This window comes from Paracoccus sp. PAMC 22219 (genome assembly GCF_000787695.1).
Lineage (GTDB): Bacteria > Pseudomonadota > Alphaproteobacteria > Rhodobacterales > Rhodobacteraceae > Paracoccus.
On sequence record NZ_BBPH01000094.1, the window covers coordinates 1 to 17,772 of the forward strand.

Consider the following 17,772-nt stretch of genomic DNA (forward strand, 5'->3'; position numbering starts at 1 on the left):
CCGATCTGGCCGACCATCTGTGGCGGACCGAACGGGCGAACCTGGCCCATGCGCGCCATGTGATGGTGCCCAGCCCGCATACGCGCGACATGCTGATCGACCGCTATGGCGTGCCGGCCGACCGGATCACCGTCGCCCGGCCCGGCACCGACCGCCCGGCGCAGGGCGCCACGCCGCAGGACCCGCCGCTGATCCTGTCGGTCGGCATCCTGCACCCGCGCAAGGGCCATGACGTGCTGATCGCCGCGCTGGCGGCGCTGGCCGATCTGGACTGGCGGGCGGTGATCGTCGGCAACCCCTGGGACGCGGCCCATGTCGCCGACCTGCAGGCGCAGATTGCCGCCAGCGGGCTGGACGGGCGCCTGGAACTGGCCGGGCGGGTCGAGGCGGATCGTCTGGCGGACCTGTACGCCCAGGCGTCGATCTTTGCGCTGGCCACCCGGTACGAGGGCTATGGCATCGTCTTCGACGAGGCGCTGTCCCACGGGCTGCCCATCGTCAGCACGCGCGCCGGCGCGGTTCCGGGCACGGTCCCGGCCGATGCGGGCCTGCTGGTCGCGCCCGACGACGCGCCCGCGCTGTCGCAGGCGCTGCGGCAGATGCTGACCGATCCGGCCGACCGTGCCGCACGGGCCGCCGCCGCCGCACGGGCCGGCGTTGCACTGCCCGCCTGGTCGGACACCGCGCGGCTGGCGGGTGCGGTGCTGGACGCGCTGGACTGACCTTGCGGGGCGCGCGATGCGCGTGCATCACTGCCCCGCAACCACGGAGGCCGCGATGAAATCCCTGTTCCACCTTGCCATCCACGTCACCGACCTGGACGCGGCCCGTCGCTTTTACGGCGACATCCTGGGCTGTGCCGAGGGGCGGTCCACCGACACCTGGGTCGATTTCGACTTTTTCGGCCACCAGCTGTCGCTGCATCTGGGCACGCCCTTTCCCACCACCCGCACAGGCAAGGTGGGCGATCACATGGTGATGATGCCGCATCTGGGGGTCGTGCTGCCGCTGGCCGACTGGCTGGCGCTGGCCGACCGGCTGGCCGCGGCGGGCGTGCCCTTCGACATCCCGCCCCAGATCCGCTTCGAGGGCCAGCCCGGAGAGCAGCGGACGATGTTCTTCTTCGACCCCTCGGGCAACCCGATCGAGGTCAAGGGATTCGCTGATTTCGAGGGGCTGTTCGCGGCCTGACCCTCAGTCGGGGTGGCGCGGCAGGTGCAGTTCGGCAGACAGGCCGGGCGCGGTGTTGGTCAGCACCAGGCGCCCGCCCGCCGCCTCGGCGATGTCGGTGACGATGGCCAGACCGATGCCGTGACCGTCGCCGCCCTGGTCCAGCCGCACGCCGCGCTGCGCCAGCCGCGCCAGTTCCGCGTCGGGCACGCCCGGCCCATCGTCGCGAATGATGATGGCCACCCGATCGCCATCTGCGCGCATCCCGACCTGCACCCGCGACCGTGCATGGCGCGCGGCGTTTTCCAGCAGCGCGCCCAAGGCCTCGGTCAGGTCATCGGGATCGATGCGCAGCGCGACCGCCTGCGGCAGGTCGACCTGCCAGTCCAGCCCCGCCCCCGCGGGCGTTCGCCGCAACACCTGCACCAGCCGCGCCACGACCGGCGCGGGATGCGCGCGGGCCTGCGCGGCGTCGGTGCGGATGCGCGCGCGCGCCAGTTCGCGGTCGACATGACGGCGCATGACGGTGACGACATGTTCGATGCTGTCGGCCTGTTCGGTCCGCCCCTGATCGCGCAGCGCCTCGGCATCGCCCAGCAGCGCCTGCAGCGGCGTCTTGAACCCGTGCGCCAGATCGCCGGCCCGGTGGCGCGCGCGGTCGAGTTCGCGGTCGCGATCGTCCAGCAGATGGTCCAGCTGGCGTGCCAGGGGCGCAACCTCGGCCGGCAGATCGTCGCCCAGACGCCGCCTGCGCCCCTGTGCAAGCCCGCGCAGATGCGCGCCGACCTGTGCCAGCGGGCGCAGGCCAAGCGTCACCTGCACGAACGACGCCGCCAGCAGCAACGCCGCCAGACCCGCCAGCCACGGCACCAGATCGCGCAGAAAGGCCGCGCGGGCCTGCGCTGCGTCCTCCATGTCCTCTGCCACCAGCAGACGGATGGGGACCGCGGTCGCGCCCTGCCCGATCAGGACCTGCTGATCCAGCGCCAACAGGCTTTGATTCGCCGGCCCCGCCAGGCGCAGGACCCGCCCTTCGCCCGGCGGTGGCGGATCGGGCGGCACCGGCAGCGTCACGTCCCACAGCGACCGCGACCGCAGCGGCTGGCCATCCAGCCATACCTGCCAGTAATGCCCCGAGAACGGCCGCTGCCAGGACGGGTTGCGGGGCTGGTCGCGCATCTGCGGGGGCGTGCCCGGTTCGATCACCGACAGCAGGACCAGCGCCCGGTCGCGCAGGTCGGACACGGCGACGCGCTGGACGTGGCGGTCGAACAGCACCGCCAGCATGGTCACCGACAGCGCCATCACCAGCAGGATCGTCGCCCCGCCCAGCAGCATCAGCCGCAGGCGCAGCGACAAGGGCCTCATGCACAGCCCTCCAGCAGATAGCCAAAGCCGCGGCGGGTGGCGACGATGCCCGGACCCAGCTTGCGCCGCATGCGGGCGACGACCGCCTCCAGCGCGTTGGCCTCGCGGGCGTCGTCGTCGCCGTACAGGTGCTCCAGCAGTTCGGTGGGCGACACGACGCGGTCGCGATGGACCGCCAGATGCGCGATCAGCCGGAATTCCAGCGGGGTCAGCGCGACCGGCACCCCGTCGACCAGCGCCGACATGCGGTTCAGATCGACGGTCAGGCGGCCCGCCTCGATCCGCGGCTCGGCGCGCCCCCCGGCGCGGCGCACAAGGGCGCGGGCGCGGGCCACCAGTTCCTCCATGCGGAACGGCTTGGGCAGGTAATCGTCGGCGCCGGCCTCGATCCCCTCGACCCGTTCGGTCCAGGCCCCGCGTGCGGTCAGGATCAGCACGGGCGAATCGCACCCCTCGGCCCGCCAGCGTTTCAGCACGGTCAGCCCGTCCAGGTCGGGCAGGCCCAGGTCCAGCACGATCAGGTCGTACCCCTCGGTCCCGCCGCGGAACCACGCGTCCTGCCCCGACGCAGTGCCGTCCACACGAAACCCGGCCGCGGTCAGCGCCCGTCCCAGATCGGCGGCGATCCGGCTGTCATCCTCGACCACAAGGGCGCGCATCAGTCGTCGTCTTCCTCGTATCCCAGGATCGCGCCGGTGCGGGCGTCCAGCTCCAGCTCGATGAGGCGACCCTCGGGGGTCAGCACCTCGATCTCATACAGCCACAGGCCGTTCTCGTCTTCCAGTTCGACCTCGACGATGCGGCCGGGATGGCGCGCCTCGATCCGGGCCAGGATCTGCTCCAGCGGCATCATGTCGCCACGGCCGACGGCTTGGCGGGCGGTTTCATAGTCTGGGGCCACAGGCTGGGCTGCCAGCGTCAGCGGCAGCAGGATCAACATCAGGCCAGCGGTGCATGCGTTCATGGTCCGCGTCCTAGCACCGCCCCGCTGACAGCCCGCTGACAGTGCGCGTCAGTCGGCTGTCAGCGGGCCTGTGGTATCGCGATTCGCACAGGGCCGCCGGATGGGTGGCCGACATCACGAAAGGATCGCTTGAATGGCACGTTACAACGGCACCTCGGGTGCGGACCGGATCAACGGCAGCCCGCTCGCAGACCTGATCTATGGCCGCGACGGCAACGACGTCCTGAACGGCAACCGCGGCTCCGACCGCATCTGGGGCGAGAACGGCAACGACGTGCTGAACGGCGGCATGGGCAATGACAGCCTGTGGGGCGGTGCGGGCAACGACTTGCTGCGCGGCGATGACGGCGATGACGACCTGTGGGGCGGCTTCGGCTCTGACACGCTGTTCGGCGGCCGCGGCGACGATGACCTGGAGGGGAATCAGGGCAACGACGTGCTGCACGGGGGCCTGGGCAATGACGACCTGGAAGGCGACGGCGGCAACGACCGCCTGTTCGGCAACGAGGGCAATGACGAGCTCGAGGGCGACGACGGCAGCGACACCCTGCAGGGAAACCAGGGCAACGACACGCTGGACGGCGGGCGCGGCAACGACATCCTGTCGGGCGGCATCGGCGCGGACCGGTTCGAATTCGACCTGGGCGACGGGCGTGACCGCATCGTCGATTTCCAGAACGGCCTCGACCGGATCGAGATCGACGACCTGGACCGCGGTCAGGTCCAGCGCGCCATCAACGGCGCCGTGCAGCAGGGCGGCGACACGATCCTGACGATCAACCCGTCGACTGTGATCGTGCTGGAGGATTTCAACCGCGCGAACCTGGACCTGAACGACTTCACGTTCTGAACCGGGACGGGGGCGCGTGACGCGCCCCCAGTTTCAGCCCCAGACCGCCTGGAACTCGCGCCATTCGCGGGCGCCCATGCCGGCGTTCTCCTGTGTCACGACCTCGCCGGCCAGACGGCGCCGCAGCGCATCGGCAGCCTGCGCCGAGAGGTTCACGGCATTCATCCGGTAATCCTGGAACGCGCCGAACGCCGCGGGCACCCAGTCGCGGGTGATGTCGCACATGATGTCGGCATAGGCCCGGATTTCGAACTGGGCGTGGCTGTCGGCGCGCAGGCGCAGGAAATGCAGCAGATTGTGCAGATCCACCTTCCAGTACCACTGGGTATAGATGTTGGCGGGCAGGTTCATGCGCGCCAGTTCGCGCGCCAGACCCTTCTGACCGTCCTGGCTCAGCATGGATTCATAGCTGTCATAGCTGCGCATTGCATCCTCGCGCAGCAGGTCCAGCACGCGCTGCGCCTCGTCGCCCTGCAGCACCTCGCCCCGACCCTGGTTGTTCTGCGACGACTGCGCGGCCAGATGTTCCGGCGCGGGGATATAGAACTCCCGGTCCAGGATCGAATAGCGGCCCGAATATTCGTTCACGTTGGCGGTGCGGTGGCGGATCCACTGGCGGGCCACGAAGACCGGCAGCTTGACGTGGAACTTGACCTCGCACATCTCGAACGGGGTCGAGTGCCAGTGCCGCATCAGATAGCGGATCAGCCCCTCGTCGTTCTGGACCGACTTGGTGCCCTTGCCATAGCTGACGCGTGCCGCCTGACAGATCGCCGCATCGTCGCCCATATAGTCGATGACCCGCACCAGCCCGTGATCCAGGACCTGATGGGCCACGTACAGGTGGTTCTCCATCCCCTCGGACACGGCGCGCAGCGTCTGGCGGGGCGTCGCGCGCTGGCTGTCGATCTCGGCCTGCTGTTCGGGTGTCAGGGGCATGGCAGAGTCCTCTCGGGCAGTTCGGTGGCCTTTCTCCTAAGTCAAGATCGCGCCTGCGGCAACCGCCCACCGTGGGTGGCGTTGCACAGTGGGAATGACCATGTCACCCTCGCCGCAACCGTTAAAGGAGACCCCATGAACATCCGCTATCTGCACACGATGGTCCGCGTGAAGGACCTGGACAAGACGATGGACTTCTTCCGCCTGCTGGGGCTGGAGGAAACGCGCCGCATCGACAATGACAAGGGCCGCTTCAGCCTGGTGTTCATGGCGCCCCCGGGCCAGCCGGAATGCCCGGTCGAACTGACCCATAACTGGGACGGCGATGACGGCCTTCCTTCGGACAGCCGCCATTTCGGCCACCTCGCCTACCGTGTCGGAAACATCTACGAGATGTGCCAGAAGCTGCAAGACGCCGGCGTCACGATCAACCGCCCCCCGCGCGACGGGCACATGGCCTTCGTGCGCAGCCCCGACAACGTGTCGATCGAACTGCTGCAGGAAGGCGACCACCTGCCCCCGCAGGAGCCGTGGGCCAGCATGGAAAACACCGGCAGCTGGTAAGGCGCCACGAAAAGGAACACCCGGCCCCGCAGGGCCGGGTTCAATTCAATAGATATAGCGGATCTGCTCGGTCCAGAACCGCTCTATGCGCCGGCATTGCAGGTTCACCTGATCCAGCGGCGGATCCTCCAGCACGCCTGACATGGCCAGGCCTTCGGCGTGGCGGATGAACAGGCGTTGCACCAGATCGCGCACCGCCTGACCTTCGGCCGTCAGGCGCACCCGGACCGACCGGCGGTCCATGTCGCAGCGCTCGTGGTGGACATAGCCCATCGCAACCAGCTTCTTGAGGTTATAGCTGACGTTCGAGCCCTGATACATGCCGCGGGACCGCAGCTCTCCGGCGGACACCTCGGCCTCGCCCAAGTTGTACAGGATCATGGCCTGGACCGGGGTCAGATCGCCCCGGTGCAGGCGTTCGAATTCGTCCTTGACCAGATCCAGCATCAGCCGGTGCATCCGCTCCAGCAGTTGCAGGGATTCCAGATAGGCGTCGGTCATCTCCGACAGGGGCACGTCCAGGGCCGTGGGATCGACTGTCGGATGCTGTTCGCGGGGTGCAGGGGCAAGCATGGGTTCGGGATGTCCTGTCCTGTTCGTCATGAAGACTAAATGACAGACAAAAGACAATCTTCGGTTAATTGCCGCCCGTTCCCGCGCCAGGAATGCCGAAATTTTTAGCGATCGGCCGCGAACCGGGTCGCGGCGTGCTGCGCGATTCGATCCAGCATCGGCACCAGCATCTGCGGCGCCTCGCGCGCGGGGCCGTCGCCGATGCGCGCGGTGACCCACAGGTACAGGTCCTGATCGTTCTCGGCCAACATGCGTTCGTACAGGTCCAGATCGGGGCCTGACAGCGCCGTCAGGCAGTCGTCGGCAAAGCGGCCCAGAATCAGGTCCATCTCCTTCATGCCGCGACGCCAGCTGCGCATGTGCAGGCGCTTCAGGCGGTGTTCGGGGGTTTCCAGCGTTTCAGCCATGCGACAGTGCCTCTTCCAGACGGTCCACGCGGGCGGCGGCCTCGGCCAGCAGGCGGCGCAGGTCGGCCAGCTCGGCGCGCAGGGCCGCCCCCGCGCTTGCGTCTTGCGGTCCCGCACCCTGCCCCGTCAACAGCCAAACCGGCGAGACACCGGTGACCGTGGCGATCCGTCCCATCAGGCTGGCCGTCGGCTCGGCCTGATCGACCTCCCACCCCTCCAGCGTCTCGGGGCGCAGGCCAAGGGCGTCGGCCATCGCGGCAATGTCCAGACCCGCGCCCTCGCGCGCGGCTGTCAGGCGGTCGCCAAGGGTCGCCACCGGTTCGGCATAGCTGTCGATCATCTCTCTCGTCCTTGTGAGGCCGTGCGGCGCAGCGTATGCCATGCGGGCCGACAGTTCAAACCGACAGCAGCAAGGTGTCTCATGGCGTTCATCTCGGACCGGCTGGCCCGCATCAAACCCTCGCCCACCATCGCGATGACGACCCGCGCGGCGGATCTGCGCGCGCAGGGGCGCGACATCATCAGCCTGTCCGCCGGAGAACCCGATTTCGACACGCCGCTGAACGTGCGCGACGCGGCAAAGGCCGCGATCGACGCGGGCCATACCCGCTATACAGCCGTGGACGGCACGCCGTCGCTGAAACGCGCCATCGCCGACAAGTTCGCGCGCGAGAACGGGCTGGATTACGCCACGACCCAGATCACCGTCGGCACCGGCGGCAAGCAGATCCTGTACAACGCGCTGATGGCCACGCTGGACGACGGCGACGAGGTGATCGTGCCGGCCCCCTACTGGGTCAGCTATCCCGACATGGTCCTGCTGGCGGGCGGCCGCCCGGTCGTCGTCGAATGCGACCAGGCGGCCGGGTTCCGCCTGACCCCCGACGCGCTGGAGGCCGCGATCACCCCGCGGACGAAGTGGCTGATCCTGAACTCGCCGTCGAACCCCTCGGGCGCGGGCTATGACCGGGCGCAGATGGCGGCGCTGTGCGATGTGCTGCTGCGCCATCCGCAGGTCTGGGTTCTGGCCGACGACATCTATGAACATCTGGTCTTCGACGGGTTCGAATTCTGCACCCCCGCGCAGGTCGAACCCCGGCTGAAGGACCGCGTGCTGACCATGAACGGGGTCAGCAAGTCCTATGCCATGACCGGCTGGCGCATCGGATATGGGGCCGGTCCCGAACCGCTGATCAAGGCGATGGCCAAGCTGCAGTCGCAATCCACCTCGAACCCCTGCTCGATCAGCCAATACGCCGCCGAGGCCGCGCTGACCGGGCCGCAGGATTACATCACCGACAGCCGCGCGGTGTTCCAGCGGCGGCGCGACCTGGTCGTGGCGGGGCTGAACGAATGTCCGGGGCTGGACTGCCCGGTGCCGCAGGGCGCGTTCTATGTCTATCCGTCGATGGCGGGGCTGATCGGCCGGACCAGCGCCGCCGGCACCCTGATCGACAGCGACGAGGCATTCGCGAATGCCCTGCTGGACGAAACCGGGGTCGCGGTGGTCTTTGGCGCGGCGTTCGGGCTGTCGCCGCATTTCCGCATCTCGTACGCCACCGGCGACGACGTGCTGTCGGACGCGGTGGCACGCATCCGCCGCTTTTGCGAGGGCTGCAACTGACACGACCCGCCTTGCGTTGACCTTGGTAAAGCGAACGCAAGAAGGAGCTGAACATGCTGCCCCACAATGCCCTGGTCGTCGTTGCCGACGGCCATTCCGCGACCCTGTTCCGCAACACCGCCAAATCCGGGCTGGAGCTGTCGGAAACCAACAAGGTCACCCAGGAAAGCCTGGCAGGCGACGGCGCGCAGATCGACGAAGGCTCTCCCAAGGATGACGAAGAGGCGACGTTCGCGGCGCAGCTGGCGCGTCATCTGAACGCGCTGGTGCTCAAGAACAAGTTCGATGACATCGCGATCATCGCCGACCCCTCGACCCTTGGCGTGATGCGCAAGCATTATCACAAGGAGCTGCAGCTGCGCCTGCGCAAGGAGGTCGCCAAGACGCTGACGAATTCCGACCTTCAGACGATCCAGAACAGCCTGTCCTGATCCTGCCGGATAGACAAAGGGCGCCCCGCGTCGCGGGGCGCCCTTTTGCATCAGAAGATGCCAAGCACATACAGGATCACGATCACCACGACCGGAACCCCTAGAAACCACGCCACAAGACCCTTCATCACACTCTCCTCACGTTTGCTTGAGGGGAACGGTCCGGGTCGCGGTGCGGTTCCGCGATCAAAGCGCGGTCCAGCCTCCGTCGACGCTGATGGTCGTCCCGGTGATCTGGGACGCCGCATCGCTGCACAGGAAGACGGCAGTGTCGCCCAGCTGCTCGGTGGTTGCAAATTCCTTGGACGGCTGGCGTTCCAGCAGGACCTTTTCGATCACTTCGTCCCGGCCCATGCCGTACTTCTCCATCGTGTCGGGGATCTGGCTTTCGACCAGCGGCGTCAGCACATAGCCCGGACAGATGGCGTTGGCGGTGATCGCCTCGCGCGCTGTCTCCAGACCCGTCACCTTGGTCAGCCCGACAATACCGTGCTTGGCCGCGACATAGGCGGACTTGTAGGGACTGGCGGTCAGCCCGTGCGCGGAGGCGATGTTGATCACCCTGCCCCATCCCGCCGCCCGCATCATCGGCAATGCCGCCGCGGTCGTGTGAAAGGCCGATGACAGGTTGATCGCAATGATCGCGTCCCATTTCGCGGCCGGAAAATCGGGGATCGCCGCGACATGCTGGATGCCCGCGTTGTTCACCAGGATGTCGCAGGCGCCCGCCTTTTCGATCAGCGCGCGACAGTCGTCGCCCTTGGACATGTCGGCCTGGATGTAACGGACCGTCACCCCATGCTCGCGGGCCATCCTGTCGGCCAGCGCGTGATCCTCGGCCGTGTCGCTGAAGCTGTTCAGCACCACGTCGGCCCCTGCCCGGGCCAGTCGGTCGGCCACGCCCAGCCCGATGCCGGAATTGGACCCGGTGACGACGGCGGTCTTGCCCTTGAGGAATTTCTCGAACATCGGCTGCTCCTTGACGGCCCACGGGGGGCGGTTTGCAGGTGCAGCATGGGCAAAAAAACGCCCGCACAAGGCGGGCGCAAGTTATGAGGCAGGTTTCATACAGGCAAGAAACCTATCGAGCAGTGATTTATTTATACGCGAGGAACAGCCCGAGTCCAACAGCGATCTTGCCACCTTGGTTGACGCCCGCCGGCCAAGCCTGTTGATAATGCGGCCAAACAAGAAACGACGGGGCGGCGGGCAATGCGAATCTTCAAAAACCTTAACAAATCCGCGATCAGGGGGGCCGCCTTGGGTGTGCTGACCCTGACGGGCGGTGTTGCATCTATGCCGCTGGCAACCCTTGCCGAACCCGCCCATGGCATTGCAATCTATGGAGAACCTGCCCTGCAACAGGGGTTTGCACACTTGCCCTATGCCAACCCCGATGCGCCCAAGGGCGGCACGATTCGGATGGCGGAACCGGGCGGGTTCGACAGCCTGAAACCTTGGGTCCTGAAGGGCAACGCGGCATGGGGCGTGGGCGTCCACGTGACGGAGTCGCTGATGATGCGGTCCATCGACGAGCCGTTCAGCCTGTACGGCCTCTTGGCCGAGACGATCGAGGTCGCGCCCGACCGGGCTTGGGTCGAATTCACCCTGCGCGAGGAGGCACGGTTTTCGGACGGCAGCCCGGTGACCGTCGACGATGTGATCTGGTCCTATGAAACGCTTGGGACGCAGGGCCATCCCCGCTATCTGGCCGCCTGGTCGCGGGTCGACCGGATCGAGGCCACGGGTCCGCGCAGCGTGCGGCTGACCTTCACCGAACCCGACCGAGAGCTGCCTTTGTTGATGGGCCTGCGCCCGATCCTGAAGAAGGCCCAGTGGGAGGGGCAGGATTTCACCACATCCTCGCTGGAGGCACCGATCGGCAGCGGCGCCTATGTCGTCGATCAGGTCGAGCCGGGGCGGTCGATCAGCTTTCGCCGCAATCCCGACTATTGGGGTCGCGACCTGCCGCTGATGGCGGGGGTGAACAATTTCGACGTCATCCGCTATGACTATTTCGCCGATGCCAATGCCATGTTCGAGGCGTTCAAGGCCGGCGCGGTGACCGTGTGGCGGGAACTGTCGGCGCAGAAATGGGCCGGCGAATACGGGTTTCCGCTGATGACCGACGGCCGCGCGGTGCAGGCCGAAATCCCCAACGAACGCCCCTCCGGGATCGTTGGCCTGGTAATGAACAGCCGAAACCCGGCATTCGCCGACTGGCGCGTGCGCCAGGCCCTGATCGAGATGTTCAATTTCCGCTTCATCAACCAGACCTTGAACGGCGGTGCCGATCCGCGGATCACGTCCTATTTCTCGAACTCGGTGCTGGCGATGGAGGACGGGCCCGCGACGGGCCGCGTCGCCGACCTGCTGGCGCCTTTCGCCGCCGATCTGCCGCCCGGCACGATGGACGGCTATGCCCTTCCCGAAGGTCGGACCGCGCCATGGACCGCGCCGGCGTGCGCAGGGCGATGGCCTTGATGGAGGAGGCCGGCTGGACGGTGCAGGACGGTCAGCTGCGGAACGCGCAGGGCCAGCCCTTCGCCTTCGAGATTCTGCTGAACCAGAACGGCACTGCAATGCGCAGCGGCTCCGAGGTTCAGCAGATCGTGAACATCTATGTCGAGGCGCTGCGCCCCTTGGGCATCACGCCGCGCATCACCCTGCTGGATTCGGCGCAGTACATCGAACGCACGAACAACTATCAGTTCGACATGACGTGGTACGAACGCGGGCTGTCGCTGTCGCCGGGCAGCGAACAGCGGCTGTACTGGGGCCGCGACGGCGTGACCACGCCCGGCAGCCGCAACTGGATGGGCATCGACAGCCCCGCCGCCGAGGCGATGATCGACGCGATGGTCGCCGCCGACACGGCCGAGGACTTTACCGCGGCCGTTCAGGCGCTGGACCGGGTGCTGACCGCGGGGCGTTACGTGATCCCGGTCAGTTTTTCGCCGATCTCGCGGCTGGCCCATGCCGCGGATCTGAAATACCCTGAGGAAATACCCATGTACGGGGACTGGCCGGGCTTTCTGCCCGAAGTCTGGTGGCAGGAGACGAACTGATGCGGATGTTTTGGGTTACAGTAGCGGCTTGCACGATGCTGGCCGGTTGCAACACCGTCGCCGGTGTCGGCGAGGACATTACAGGGACGGCGCGCTGGTTCCAGGGCAGCCTTCCGACAGGAGGTTATTGATGAAGTGGCACCATGTTCAGGAAAACTGGGCGGCCTTCTATGAAGCGATCATCGACAAGTGGCCCGAGGCCGAGGACACCGAGCTGGACGAGATCGACGGCGACCAGCGCGCCTTCGTCGCCTATCTGGTCGAGGTGACCGGCCAGGAGCCCGCCGAGATCCGCGAGGAGCTGCGCGAATGGCTGGTCGGAGAGATTCCGTCGGACGTCGTGATGGACCCGATCCATGACAACCACTCGATCGCGCTGTCCTCCAAGTTCGTGAACGAGGGCGAGGACGAGTTTTCCGACGACGCCCGGTTCGGCGACGACGACAGCGACAAGAACGACTGAGGGGGCGTCAGCCCCCCTGTCCGGCGGCAGGGCGGCCGATGCCGCCCAGCTTGCCGATGTGCCGCGCCAGCAGCACATAGATCGCCCCGTACAGCCCGGCGACGATCAGCCCGACCCACTGGATCTCGAACGGGGTGAAGACATAGGCCCCGACCAGCCCCAGTTGCAGCAGGAAATGCAGCGGGTAATAGCGGCGATCGCCCAGGGTCTCCCTCGACCAGTTCAGGTTCGTCGAATACAGCCGGATCAAGCTGTCGAGCGAGTTCACGACGAACACCACGCCCACCGCGATCATGAACCAGTTAAGCCAGCCCGGGATCACGATCCCGCCCTGATGATAGACGAACAGCACGCTGAACCACAGCCCCAGGGGAATGGCGGGCAACGCCACCATCGCCAATGCCAGCTGCCAGACCTGCAGCCCGCCGACAAAGCGCGCGACGAACTGGCCGATCATGATCGACCAGGCGAACCACCAGAACAGGTAGAATTCGTGATAATCCGCGATGGGCGTGGCAAAGCGCGGCAGATGCGCGAAATACCCGCCCAACAGGCCCACGCTGTCAAAGAAATCGCCCATCCCCACCCGGCTGTAGACAAAGGCGATCATCGCCAGCGCGGTAAAGGCCAGCATGCCGAACCCATAGCTGGACAGGATCGCCAGCCATTTCATCACCGCCATGTTGCCGCTGGACACGACCGCGGTGGCGATCACCACCACGACCAGTGCCCAGACCGCGCCCTGCGGCAGGTCCGGGGCATAGGTGGGCAGGTTCGACATGAACAGATAGCAGGTGAAGGAACAGGTCGCGATGACCGTCAGGTTGTAGATCCATTTGACCACGGGGATCTGGAACAACTGCAGCCGCGGCTCGATCGCGATGAAATAGAACGTGGCCACGAAATACATCAGCCAGACCAGCGGCCCCCACATGCCGAATTCCACGGCCAAGGCGTTGGTAAAGCCGAAGGCCGGGTCCTCCTCATAGATCGGGAATTCCGCCAGCGGCAGCATGACCAGACCCATGTCCAGTCCGGCGGTGAACAGCAGGGCGATCAGGGTGAACAGGCCGACGGGCTCTTCGCCCTGCAGCCGCAGGCGGGGCCAGCGGATCAGGACGAACAGCGCGCAGGCCAGCACGCTGAGATAGGCGACAGTGATGATCGGCGTCATTCGCGCAATCCTCCTTCGTCTGGTAAATCATCAGGTCGGTTCGGCAGCCGGGAAAAATACCGGCTGCCCGCAGTGATCGCAGCCTGGGGCTGCATGTTTGTTTGATCCCCTAAGGATGCTTTATATTGAGTGACCGGTCAATCAAGAATTACCCCAAACGATATTCCGGCACCGGAACGCCTATTGCGTGCAAATGGCTGCAACCGTGGCTTGAGATTTCAGGACGCATCTGCGACATGCTGCCCCACATACCCATCCCGTCCATGGCCAAGGGGACGACCTGATGTCCAGCAGCCTGAAAATCGCCGTCGGCAGCATCTTTGTCGGCGTGATCGTGCTTGGGCTGAAGGCCCTTGCCTGGCACGTGACCGGATCGGTGGCGCTGCTGTCCGACGCGCTGGAAAGCATCGTCAACGTGGCGACGGCGGTCGCGGCGCTGGTGGCCATTTCCGTGGCACAGCGTCCGGCGGACCAGGCGCATCCCTATGGCCACCACAAGGCCGAGTTCCTCAGCGCCGTGCTGGAGGGGGTGCTGATCATCGTCGCCGCCCTGCTGATCCTGCGCGAGGCGTGGCACGCCTTCCAGAACCCGCGAGAGATCCAGGCCGCCGGCCTGGGCATGGCCATCAACGCGGGCGCCGGGGTGCTGAACGCGATCTGGTGCAGCGTCCTGATCCGTCAGGGACGGCGGCTGCGGTCGCCCGCCTTGGTCGCGGATGGCAAGCACCTGCTGACCGACGTGATTTCGTCGGGCGGCGTCCTGCTGGGTGTGGGCCTGGCGGTCGCGACCGGCTGGTCGATCCTGGACCCGGCGCTGGCGATGCTGGTGGGCGTCAACATCCTGTGGTCGGGCTGGAAGGTCATGGCCTCATCCGTGTCCGGCCTGCTGGACGAGGCGGTGCCCGAAAAGACCTTGGTGACGATCCGCGACATCATTTCGGACAAGGCCAGCGGCGCCCTAGAGGCTCATGACCTACGCACGCGTCATGCGGGGGCGGTGACCTTCATCGATTTCCATCTGGTGGTGGACGGCCGGACGACGGTGTCGGACGCCCACGAGATCTGCGACCGGATCGAGGCCAGCATCAAGGCCACCCTGCCCGAATCGCAGGTGACCATCCATGTCGAACCGGAACACAAGGCCAAGCATTCCGGCGTGCTGGTGATCTAGGCGGCCCGACCTCAGGCTGCCAGCCGCACCCAGACCGGGACATGGTCGCTTGGCTTTTCGCCGGCCCGCGCGTCGCGGTCCACGCCCGTCTCGATCATCAGGTCGGCCGCCTGCGGCGACAGCAGCAGGTGATCGATGCGGATGCCGTTGTCACGCTCCCACGCCCCTGCCTGATAGTCCCAGAAGGTGAACGGTCCCCGCGTGGCCCACGGGTCGCGAATGCGCACCGCGTCTGTCCAGCCCTGGTTCACGATGGCCCGGAACGCCGCCCGGCTTTGCGGCAGGAACAGCGCGTCCTCGGTCCAGCGGTCGGGATGGGCGGCGTCGCGGGGTTCGGGAATGATGTTGTAGTCGCCCAGCATCACGACCGGCATCTCCGACGCCAGCAACTCCGCCGCGCGCAGGCGCAGGCGCTCCATCCAAGCCAGCTTGTAGTCGTATTTCGGCCCCGGCGCGGGGTTGCCGTTGGGCAGGTACAGCCCGGCGATGCGCACCGCATGGGTGCCGACCACCGTCGCCTCGATATAGCGGGCCTGTTCGTCGGCATCGTCGCCGGGCAGGCCGCGGGTCACGTCCTCCAGCGGAAGCCGCGACAGGATCGCCACGCCGTTGAAGCCCTTCTGGCCGTGGGTTTCCACCTGCCAGCCCAGGTCCTGGAAATGCTCGCGCGGGAAACCCTCGTCCACGGACTTGATTTCCTGCAGCACGACCAGATCGGCGTCGGTCGCGGCCAGCCAGTCGGTCAGCGCCTGCACGCGGGCCTTGACGCCATTGATGTTGAAGCTTGCGATTTTCATGGCCGGCATCTTTAGCGCCGCCCGCGCGTTTGGCAACACGAACCGCAAGGGGCCGTGATGATCCGACTGCTGATCCTGCTGATGTTTCTGCCCGCGGCCGCCACCGCGCGCCCGGTCACGGGCCTGCTGGAAAAGACCAGCCCCCTGCCCGCGACGATCCCCTTACAGGTGCGGGCGCGTCAGAGATGGATCACGCGGTCATCCTGATGGATGCGGATGGCGCGCCGGTCATCAGCGCCTATCTGCGTGGCGGGACGGTGCTGGGGCTGCTGGTGCCGCCGGGCGATCATCGCCTGACGGTGGCCAGCGGGGCGGGGCAGGACTGGCAGGGCCTGCCAGACATGTTCGGAACGCCAGCCATTGCCCTGCCCGAACCCCTGCGCTTTCGCATCGACGGCGCGCGGCGCGAGGGGCAGTCGATCACGCTGGAACCGGACGGGGACGGATTGCGCATCACGGACCGGCAGAACCGGGTGATCTGTCAACTGGCAGATCGGGACAGCACGCGGGTGGTCGAGACGCTGCCGTCGGGAACGCAATTCCGCTATCTGGAACAGCGGCTGGATCCCCGCAGCATTCCCTGCGACTAGATCGAGAAGCTGGTTCCGCAGCCGCAGCTGGCGGTGGCGTTCGGGTTCTCGATCACGAAGCGGGCGCCGATCAGCTCGTCGGTGAAATCGATCACCGCGCCGGCCAGATAGGGCAGCGAGACCGGGTCCACGACCACGGACTGTCCCGACTTTTCAAGGATCAGGTCGTCGGATTCCGGCGCGTCCAGACGGATGTCGTACTGGAACCCGGAACATCCTCCGCCCAGCACGGCGACGCGCAGCGGCACCGGGTCCTTGCCCGCATTGATCTGGGACAGGCGGTCATAGGCGCGGTCGGTCACTTTGGGCGGCAGGTTCATGGGGCGTTCCCGTTTTCGTCTGGTTGCTTCAAATATAGGGTCCGCCGGGTGAACCCGCAAGGAAGGCTGACCCCGTGACCGCACTCGCGCCCTATGCCTGCCAGCCGCAAGACAGCCGCGGGCGTCTGCACGACGAAAGTCTGTCCACCTTCCGGTCGCCCTGGCAACGCGACCGCGACCGGATCATCCATTCCAGCGCCTTCCGCCGGTTGAAGCACAAGACGCAGGTCTTTGTCGAACATGACGGTGAGGGCTATCGCGGCGACTATTTCCGCACCCGCCTGACCCACACGATCGAAGTGGCACAGGTCGCGCGCACCATCGCCGGGGCGCTGAACCTGAACACCGACCTGGCCGAGACCGTGGCCTTGGCCCACGACTTGGGCCACCCCCCCTTCGGCCATACCGGAGAGGACGCGCTGTCGGCGCTGATGGCGCCCTATGGCGGGTTCGACCACAACGCCCAGGCATTGCGCATCGTCACGCGTCTGGAACGACACTATGCCGATTTCGACGGGCTGAACCTGACTTGGGAAAGCTTGGAGGGCATCGCCAAGCACAACGGTCCGGTGACGGGCGACCTGCCCTATGCGCTGCGCGACGTGAATGCGCTGTGGGACCTGGAACTGCACACCAATGCCAGTGCCGAGGCGCAGGTGGCGGCCGTTGCCGACGACGTGGCCTATAACCACCACGACCTGCATGACGGGTTGCGCGCGGGGCTGTTCACCGAGGCCGATCTGGCCGAACTGCCCGTGATCGGCCCGGCCTTTGCCGAGGTCGACCGCCTGTATCCCGACCTGGACCCGACCCGTCGCCGCTACGAGGCGTTGCGCCGCGTCTTTGGCGTCATGGTCGAGGACGTGATCGCCGTCGCCCAGAACCGGCTGGCCGGTCTGCAGCCGCGGTCGGCCGACGACATCCGCGCGATGGACGGGGCGATCATCCGGTTCTCCAAGCCGCTGTATCAGAACATCAAGGCCATCAAGTCCTTCCTGTTCCAGCGCATGTATCGTGCGCCGTCAGTGGTGGTGGAACGCCACCATGTCACCCAGATGCTGAATGATCTGTTCCCGCTGTATCTGGATCACCCCGACCGCCTGCCCGACCAGTGGCGCGATGCCGCGGTGCAGTTGAACGACCCGACCGAACGCGCGCGGCTGGTGCTTGATTACGTTGCAGGCATGACCGACCGCTATGCGATTGCTGAACATCAACGCCTGATTATGCCGCAATCCTGAACCTTGGATGGTGTTGCCGCGTTGAGCGCGCAACACTGAACCAAAGAAAAGGATTGAT

The 17,772-nt window shown here is 66.5% G+C and carries 22 protein-coding genes and 1 pseudogene; 12 read left to right on the forward strand and 11 right to left on the reverse strand.

Features of this window, described 5'->3' with window-relative positions:
• Together TY51_RS11190 and TY51_RS11195 are read left to right on the forward strand one after the other, a co-directional pair.
• Positions 1-722: glycosyltransferase (locus TY51_RS11190; protein ID WP_042249684.1), on the forward strand; the 722-nt coding region annotated here is incomplete at its 5' end.
• Between the two features lie 55 nt (positions 723-777).
• Positions 778-1,191 (forward strand): VOC family protein, encoded by a 414-nt coding sequence (locus tag TY51_RS11195; protein ID WP_042249686.1) that lies wholly within the window; start codon positions 778-780, stop codon positions 1,189-1,191.
• 3 nt (positions 1,192-1,194) lie between these two features.
• Here TY51_RS11195 and TY51_RS11200 read toward each other — a convergent pair whose 3' ends face one another.
• Genes TY51_RS11200 through TY51_RS11210 form a run of 3 tightly spaced genes read right to left on the reverse strand, consistent with a single transcriptional unit; the run spans position 1,195 to position 3,502 of the window.
• Complete coding sequence (locus tag TY51_RS11200) at positions 1,195-2,538, reverse strand: HAMP domain-containing sensor histidine kinase (RefSeq protein WP_042249689.1); 1,344 nt, start codon at positions 2,536-2,538, stop codon at positions 1,195-1,197.
• Positions 2,535-3,197, reverse strand: a complete 663-nt coding sequence (locus TY51_RS11205) for a response regulator transcription factor (RefSeq protein ID WP_042249692.1) — start codon at positions 3,195-3,197, stop codon at positions 2,535-2,537. Before TY51_RS11205 ends, TY51_RS11200 begins: the two co-directional genes overlap by 4 nt.
• Positions 3,197-3,502, reverse strand: coding sequence for a PepSY domain-containing protein (locus TY51_RS11210; protein ID WP_052650070.1), 306 nt, complete (start codon positions 3,500-3,502; stop codon positions 3,197-3,199). Before TY51_RS11210 ends, TY51_RS11205 begins: the two co-directional genes overlap by 1 nt.
• 133 nt (positions 3,503-3,635) lie before the next feature.
• Between TY51_RS11210 and TY51_RS11215 the strand changes: the two genes are divergently transcribed.
• Positions 3,636-4,352, forward strand: coding sequence for a calcium-binding protein (locus tag TY51_RS11215; RefSeq protein WP_081994915.1), 717 nt, complete (start codon positions 3,636-3,638; stop codon positions 4,350-4,352).
• A gap of 33 nt (positions 4,353-4,385) precedes the next feature.
• Here TY51_RS11215 and thyX read toward each other — a convergent pair whose 3' ends face one another.
• A complete protein-coding gene (thyX, locus tag TY51_RS11220; protein WP_042249694.1) occupies positions 4,386-5,291 on the reverse strand; it encodes an FAD-dependent thymidylate synthase in 906 nt (301 codons plus the stop codon).
• Positions 5,292-5,426: 135 nt separating this feature from the next.
• Between thyX and TY51_RS11225 the strand changes: the two genes are divergently transcribed.
• Entirely contained in the window at positions 5,427-5,855 is a 429-nt protein-coding gene (locus TY51_RS11225) for a VOC family protein (protein WP_042249696.1), read from the forward strand.
• A 45-nt stretch (positions 5,856-5,900) separates the two neighbouring features.
• On the opposite strand, the gene TY51_RS11230 is transcribed toward TY51_RS11225, so the two are convergent.
• The 3 genes from TY51_RS11230 to TY51_RS11240 all read right to left on the reverse strand — a co-directional run bounded on the left by TY51_RS11230 (position 5,901) and on the right by TY51_RS11240 (position 7,175).
• Positions 5,901-6,356 carry a MarR family winged helix-turn-helix transcriptional regulator gene (locus TY51_RS11230; RefSeq protein WP_127899388.1) on the reverse strand — a complete coding sequence of 152 codons (456 nt, stop codon included), beginning with the start codon at positions 6,354-6,356 and terminating at the stop codon, positions 5,901-5,903.
• Between the two features lie 176 nt (positions 6,357-6,532).
• Positions 6,533-6,835, reverse strand: a complete 303-nt coding sequence (locus tag TY51_RS11235; protein WP_042249701.1) for a succinate dehydrogenase assembly factor 2 — start codon at positions 6,833-6,835, stop codon at positions 6,533-6,535.
• Positions 6,828-7,175, reverse strand: a complete 348-nt coding sequence (locus tag TY51_RS11240) for a helix-turn-helix transcriptional regulator (RefSeq protein ID WP_042249702.1) — start codon at positions 7,173-7,175, stop codon at positions 6,828-6,830. The genes TY51_RS11235 and TY51_RS11240 overlap by 8 nt, the downstream gene beginning before the upstream one ends.
• An 81-nt stretch (positions 7,176-7,256) precedes the next feature.
• On the opposite strand from TY51_RS11240, the gene TY51_RS11245 reads away from it, so the two are divergent.
• Together TY51_RS11245 and TY51_RS11250 are read left to right on the forward strand one after the other, a co-directional pair.
• Positions 7,257-8,459: a pyridoxal phosphate-dependent aminotransferase gene (locus tag TY51_RS11245; RefSeq protein ID WP_042249704.1), complete on the forward strand. Its 1,203-nt coding sequence runs from the start codon at positions 7,257-7,259 to the stop codon at positions 8,457-8,459.
• Between the two features lie 53 nt (positions 8,460-8,512).
• Positions 8,513-8,890, forward strand: coding sequence for a host attachment protein (locus tag TY51_RS11250; protein WP_052650073.1), 378 nt, complete (start codon positions 8,513-8,515; stop codon positions 8,888-8,890).
• A 186-nt stretch (positions 8,891-9,076) separates the two neighbouring features.
• Here the strand turns inward: TY51_RS11250 and TY51_RS11255 are convergent, their stop codons facing one another.
• Positions 9,077-9,859 carry a 3-hydroxybutyrate dehydrogenase gene (locus TY51_RS11255; protein WP_042249711.1) on the reverse strand — a complete coding sequence of 261 codons (783 nt, stop codon included), beginning with the start codon at positions 9,857-9,859 and terminating at the stop codon, positions 9,077-9,079.
• Positions 9,860-10,102: 243 nt separating this feature from the next.
• On the opposite strand from TY51_RS11255, the pseudogene TY51_RS11260 reads away from it, so the two are divergent.
• Positions 10,103-11,958, forward strand: a pseudogene (locus TY51_RS11260) (extracellular solute-binding protein).
• Between the two features lie 130 nt (positions 11,959-12,088).
• Positions 12,089-12,421, forward strand: coding sequence for a hypothetical protein (locus tag TY51_RS11265; RefSeq protein WP_042249714.1), 333 nt, complete (start codon positions 12,089-12,091; stop codon positions 12,419-12,421).
• Between the two features lie 7 nt (positions 12,422-12,428).
• Here the strand turns inward: TY51_RS11265 and TY51_RS11270 are convergent, their stop codons facing one another.
• The gene (locus TY51_RS11270) at positions 12,429-13,595 is read right to left on the reverse strand and encodes a choline transporter (protein WP_042249717.1); all 1,167 of its coding nucleotides are present in this window, start codon (positions 13,593-13,595) and stop codon (positions 12,429-12,431) included.
• A 283-nt stretch (positions 13,596-13,878) separates the two neighbouring features.
• On the opposite strand from TY51_RS11270, the gene TY51_RS11275 reads away from it, so the two are divergent.
• Complete coding sequence (locus TY51_RS11275) at positions 13,879-14,766, forward strand: cation diffusion facilitator family transporter (protein ID WP_042249718.1); 888 nt, start codon at positions 13,879-13,881, stop codon at positions 14,764-14,766.
• Between the two features lie 11 nt (positions 14,767-14,777).
• Here TY51_RS11275 and xth read toward each other — a convergent pair whose 3' ends face one another.
• A complete protein-coding gene (xth, locus tag TY51_RS11280) occupies positions 14,778-15,563 on the reverse strand; it encodes an exodeoxyribonuclease III (RefSeq protein ID WP_042249721.1) in 786 nt (261 codons plus the stop codon).
• A 57-nt stretch (positions 15,564-15,620) separates the two neighbouring features.
• Between xth and TY51_RS21905 the strand changes: the two genes are divergently transcribed.
• Both TY51_RS21905 and TY51_RS11285 read left to right on the forward strand, forming a co-directional pair.
• Positions 15,621-15,770: a hypothetical protein gene (locus TY51_RS21905; RefSeq protein ID WP_156117989.1), complete on the forward strand. Its 150-nt coding sequence runs from the start codon at positions 15,621-15,623 to the stop codon at positions 15,768-15,770.
• Positions 15,749-16,153 carry a hypothetical protein gene (locus TY51_RS11285; RefSeq protein ID WP_042249724.1) on the forward strand — a complete coding sequence of 135 codons (405 nt, stop codon included), beginning with the start codon at positions 15,749-15,751 and terminating at the stop codon, positions 16,151-16,153. Before TY51_RS21905 ends, TY51_RS11285 begins: the two co-directional genes overlap by 22 nt.
• Here TY51_RS11285 and TY51_RS11290 read toward each other — a convergent pair.
• The gene (locus tag TY51_RS11290; protein ID WP_042249727.1) at positions 16,150-16,473 is read right to left on the reverse strand and encodes an iron-sulfur cluster assembly accessory protein; all 324 of its coding nucleotides are present in this window, start codon (positions 16,471-16,473) and stop codon (positions 16,150-16,152) included. The two genes, TY51_RS11285 and TY51_RS11290, sit on opposite strands and share 4 nt — an antisense overlap.
• A 74-nt stretch (positions 16,474-16,547) precedes the next feature.
• On the opposite strand from TY51_RS11290, the gene TY51_RS11295 reads away from it, so the two are divergent.
• Positions 16,548-17,714: a deoxyguanosinetriphosphate triphosphohydrolase gene (locus tag TY51_RS11295; protein ID WP_042249730.1), complete on the forward strand. Its 1,167-nt coding sequence runs from the start codon at positions 16,548-16,550 to the stop codon at positions 17,712-17,714.
• The last annotated feature ends 58 nt before the right edge of the window (positions 17,715-17,772 follow it).

Excerpts from the sequence above, each read along its gene's own strand:
- TY51_RS11255 (WP_042249711.1), bottom strand. The coding sequence starts at position 9,859 with ATGTTCGAGAAATTCCTCAAGGGCAAGACCGCCGTCGTCACCGGGTCC.
- TY51_RS11225 (WP_042249696.1), top strand. The coding sequence starts at position 5,427 with ATGAACATCCGCTATCTGCACACGATGGTCCGCGTGAAGGACCTGGAC.
- TY51_RS11230 (WP_127899388.1), bottom strand. The coding sequence starts at position 6,356 with ATGACCGACGCCTATCTGGAATCCCTGCAACTGCTGGAGCGGATGCAC.
- thyX (WP_042249694.1), bottom strand. The coding sequence starts at position 5,291 with ATGCCCCTGACACCCGAACAGCAGGCCGAGATCGACAGCCAGCGCGCG.
- TY51_RS11285 (WP_042249724.1), top strand. The coding sequence starts at position 15,749 with ATGGATCACGCGGTCATCCTGATGGATGCGGATGGCGCGCCGGTCATC.
- xth (WP_042249721.1), bottom strand. The coding sequence starts at position 15,563 with ATGAAAATCGCAAGCTTCAACATCAATGGCGTCAAGGCCCGCGTGCAG.
- TY51_RS11270 (WP_042249717.1), bottom strand. The coding sequence starts at position 13,595 with ATGACGCCGATCATCACTGTCGCCTATCTCAGCGTGCTGGCCTGCGCG.
- TY51_RS11195 (WP_042249686.1), top strand. The coding sequence starts at position 778 with ATGAAATCCCTGTTCCACCTTGCCATCCACGTCACCGACCTGGACGCG.
- TY51_RS11210 (WP_052650070.1), bottom strand. The coding sequence starts at position 3,502 with ATGAACGCATGCACCGCTGGCCTGATGTTGATCCTGCTGCCGCTGACG.
- TY51_RS11265 (WP_042249714.1), top strand. The coding sequence starts at position 12,089 with ATGAAGTGGCACCATGTTCAGGAAAACTGGGCGGCCTTCTATGAAGCG.
- TY51_RS11290 (WP_042249727.1), bottom strand. The coding sequence starts at position 16,473 with ATGAACCTGCCGCCCAAAGTGACCGACCGCGCCTATGACCGCCTGTCC.
- TY51_RS11245 (WP_042249704.1), top strand. The coding sequence starts at position 7,257 with ATGGCGTTCATCTCGGACCGGCTGGCCCGCATCAAACCCTCGCCCACC.
- TY51_RS11275 (WP_042249718.1), top strand. The coding sequence starts at position 13,879 with ATGTCCAGCAGCCTGAAAATCGCCGTCGGCAGCATCTTTGTCGGCGTG.
- TY51_RS11215 (WP_081994915.1), top strand. The coding sequence starts at position 3,636 with ATGGCACGTTACAACGGCACCTCGGGTGCGGACCGGATCAACGGCAGC.
- TY51_RS11200 (WP_042249689.1), bottom strand. The coding sequence starts at position 2,538 with ATGAGGCCCTTGTCGCTGCGCCTGCGGCTGATGCTGCTGGGCGGGGCG.
- TY51_RS11240 (WP_042249702.1), bottom strand. The coding sequence starts at position 7,175 with ATGATCGACAGCTATGCCGAACCGGTGGCGACCCTTGGCGACCGCCTG.
- TY51_RS11235 (WP_042249701.1), bottom strand. The coding sequence starts at position 6,835 with ATGGCTGAAACGCTGGAAACCCCCGAACACCGCCTGAAGCGCCTGCAC.
- TY51_RS11250 (WP_052650073.1), top strand. The coding sequence starts at position 8,513 with ATGCTGCCCCACAATGCCCTGGTCGTCGTTGCCGACGGCCATTCCGCG.
- TY51_RS11205 (WP_042249692.1), bottom strand. The coding sequence starts at position 3,197 with ATGCGCGCCCTTGTGGTCGAGGATGACAGCCGGATCGCCGCCGATCTG.
- TY51_RS21905 (WP_156117989.1), top strand. The coding sequence starts at position 15,621 with ATGATCCGACTGCTGATCCTGCTGATGTTTCTGCCCGCGGCCGCCACC.